At 41.8% G+C, this 3,176-nt stretch carries 4 protein-coding genes; 3 read left to right on the top strand and 1 reads right to left on the bottom strand.

Annotated elements, in window-relative coordinates; translation table 11 throughout:
* On the bottom strand, positions 1-520 hold a 520-nt coding region (locus tag JCM21738_RS21285; RefSeq protein ID WP_031308277.1), incomplete at its 3' end, for an MFS transporter.
* Between the two features lie 202 nt (positions 521-722).
* Between JCM21738_RS21285 and JCM21738_RS21290 the strand changes: the two genes are divergently transcribed.
* From JCM21738_RS21290 to JCM21738_RS21300, 3 genes are all read left to right on the top strand, one after another.
* Positions 723-1,238 (top strand): DoxX family protein, encoded by a 516-nt coding sequence (locus JCM21738_RS21290; RefSeq protein ID WP_023626720.1) that lies wholly within the window; start codon positions 723-725, stop codon positions 1,236-1,238.
* A 295-nt stretch (positions 1,239-1,533) separates the two neighbouring features.
* Positions 1,534-2,037, top strand: coding sequence for a DoxX family protein (locus tag JCM21738_RS21295; RefSeq protein ID WP_023626719.1), 504 nt, complete (start codon positions 1,534-1,536; stop codon positions 2,035-2,037).
* Between the two features lie 43 nt (positions 2,038-2,080).
* A complete protein-coding gene (locus JCM21738_RS21300) occupies positions 2,081-2,920 on the top strand; it encodes an STAS domain-containing protein (RefSeq protein ID WP_148296172.1) in 840 nt (279 codons plus the stop codon).
* The last annotated feature ends 256 nt before the right edge of the window (positions 2,921-3,176 follow it).

Raw genomic sequence — 3,176 nt, forward strand, 5'->3', positions numbered from 1 at the left:
AAAAAACTGCTCCGGTATGGAACAGGTCTAATTTCTCACAGTTCTTCTCGCAATAAAAATATATAAGATAATCGAGATTGTAACGGATATGGCTGAGGCAATGTATATGTTGCCAATCTGTAGCAATTGTGCCAGAAGCAGTAGTGGAAAAGCCCCAGCCAACTCCCTGCACTATCCTCATTAAAAACAAGAATGCGATACTGACTGCAAATCCAAAAGATCCGACAGATAATACGAATATCACCAGGCCAATCAAGTAAACAAAGCCTCTTCCCCTAGTTTCAAGCATGCGCCCCGCGAAAGGACGGACAAGCAATGCTGAAAAAGTGAAGATTCCTACGACGAAGCCAATCAGCTGGTCATTTCCTCCCAGCTGCTCCACAAACAATGGAATCGTCGGCAGTGTCATTTGAAATCCAAGGAAAATAAAAAAGTTAGCAAGGAAAATGAATAAAAAGTCCCTGCTCCAGATTTTCTCAGTGCCCGGGTTTTGTTGAACTGATCCTGATTGTGGATCCATCTGTTCTCTTCCTTTCTGTTAGGCGCTTTGTTTAGGCACTGTAACCGATATATCCTCTTTTTTAGGATTCATGTTCAACATTCCGTCAATTTGTTGTTGTGTTTTTGTGAAAAAAATTCACAAACCACTCATTTTTATTTCGGATTCTGATATATTGTAAGTGTAATCAATAATTACTTATTTTTGAAGGGAAGCGATTTATATGTTCGCTAAATGGTTAAGAGAAAACAATATTGCTGCTGGCCTGTTGACTGTCATTAGGGTTTGGCTCGGATATAACTGGATGGCTGCTGGATGGGGAAAATTGACTGGTGAAGGTTTTAACGCTGCTGGTTATTTGAATAATGCCGTTGCAAATCCGGTTAAAGGACCAGACGGAAACATGGTATATGGATGGTACGTGAACTTTCTTGAAAGCTTTGCGATCCCGAACGTCGAACTTTTCAATTTCATTGTTCCACTGGGCGAATTCCTAGTAGGACTTGGATTGATCCTTGGTACTTTGACAACTGCTGCTATGTTCTTCGGGCTAGTAATGAACTTTAGTTTCTTCCTTGCTGGAACAGTATCTCACAACCCAACTGACATCTTCTTGGGCTTCATCATCCTGTTCGCAGGCTACAACGCTGGTAAATACGGCCTGGATCGCTGGGTGGTTCCTTTCATCCGCAAAACTGTATTCAAAAGAGAAGCTGAAACTGCGCATAAAGCAGTTTAACAAATCATAATCAGAGAGCCAGGCAATTGCCTGGCTCTTTTTGTTGTCATCAGTCTTCCCGATGTTGACTGACTCTTTAATGCACTACCTCCACCAAGTATGGCCTTGTACTTTCTCTGCAAATTTTCACCTCGCTATTTTTTTACTGTATTCACCTTCGCCAAGTGTTCAAAATCCTGACAATATGTTTTTGCTAATTTGTGAACAAAGACTTCCAGCCTGCATTTAAAATTTGGAAGTCAATATATTGTAGTGTAATCAAATAATAATTCATCCTTGAAGGGAAGCGATTGATATGTTCGCAAATTGGTTGAGAGAAAATAATGTTGCCGCCGGAATTTTGACTTTTATACGTATATGGCTCGGTTACAACTGGATGGTTGCTGGATGGCATAAGATGACTGGGGCAGGCTTTGATGCAACTGGATATTTGAAAAATGCTGTCGCCAATCCGGTAAAAGGTCCTGATGGAAATATGGTTTATGGCTGGTATGTCTCTTTTCTGGAAAACTTCGCGCTGCCGAACATTGAGCTTTTCAACTTTATAGTCCCGGTCGGTGAATTCCTTGTCGGTTTAGGACTCATACTCGGATGTCTGACAACTGCTGCCATTTTCTTCGGTTTACTGATGAACTTCAGCTTCTTCCTTGCCGGAACAGTATCCCACAATCCAACAGATATTTTCTTCGGATTCATTATCCTCTTCGCCGGCTATAACGCAGGCAGATATGGATTGGACCACTGGGTAATACCATATATCCGAAAAACTTTCTTTAAAAAGAAAGCAGCCACTAAATGAATTGTCAGCCTCCTGAGCTTTTGCAGGAGGCTTTTTGTATTCCTTGTCCCAATTAGAAAACTTAGCTATAATTTTACATAGTACGCCTACTAGAAAAGGAGCGATTCCTTTGTTCAATCTTGATGCCATAGAAACTCACCAACTTTTAAATAAAATCAATGAAAATATCTTAATCGCAAATGAAGAATACGAAATTGTTTTTATCAATGATTCTGCCATGAAATTATTGAGACAGATTGGCCCTTATGTAGGAATTACTGATCCAGCGGAATTTATCGGCAGGAACCTGGGAGAGTTCCATGGCAGCCGTCAACAGGAAATCCTGGCCGGAGAGAAATTCCCTCATTCTGCTAGCATTACCTTGTTCAACAAATTCTCGGCTGAGATTATGGTGGACAGACTAACCAGCAATGAAGGCAAGAAAAGCGGATTTATCCTTACGTGGAAAGATGTAACCGAATTTGAAGAAACACTGCAGGAAAACAGGAAACAGCTTCAAATTCTTGATATGCCTGTCATCCCTCTGTCAGTTGACACAGCTGTACTTGTTCCGGTTATGGGGAAATTGACTGGAGATCGACTGGAGCTGCTGGAGGAAAAAATCCTCTCACACAGCGCCCAGCAAGGAAATCAATATGTTATTTTTGATTTCACCGGTGTTTCGGATGAACTGGATGCACCCATCGCGTTCCGTCTGCAGCAGGTCATCAATGCCCTTAAGCTAATGGGGGTGCAATCGATTTATGTAGGAATCCGTCCAGAAATGGCTAAATCAATCGTACTGAATGGTTTGCTCGTCGACGTTCCGACATTCAATACATTTGTCCATGGAATCCGCTATGTGTGGAAAGAAACTGGATTTCAACTTGTGAAAATTGAATAGGATCGTAAGAAAAGCGCAAGCGCCTTGGTCAGCCCCGACAAGCGTTGGAGGGCCGACCGGTGAAGTCGCTCTTTGACTTCATCGGGCGGACCGAAACGTCTCGAGGGGCTAGGCGCTGGAGCTAGACACTAATCTAAGTAAAAAGTTTTATGCTTTCTTATAAGAATAAAAAGGCTTGGTCAGTGACCAAGCCTTTTATTTATATGGAGTGAAGTTCTGAGACCGTTCTTTTTTTCATTTTCATTGACACAGGAAC

The sequence above is a fragment of the Mesobacillus boroniphilus JCM 21738 genome, assembly GCF_000517385.1.
GTDB lineage: Bacteria > Bacillota > Bacilli > Bacillales > Cytobacillaceae > Mesobacillus > Mesobacillus boroniphilus.

What these genes read in the sequence shown, in the direction of transcription:
- JCM21738_RS21295 (WP_023626719.1), top strand. Translation starts at nt 1,534, where the DNA reads ATGTTCGCAAATTGGTTGAGAGAAAATAATGTTGCCGCCGGAATTTTG.
- JCM21738_RS21290 (WP_023626720.1), top strand. Translation starts at nt 723, where the DNA reads ATGTTCGCTAAATGGTTAAGAGAAAACAATATTGCTGCTGGCCTGTTG.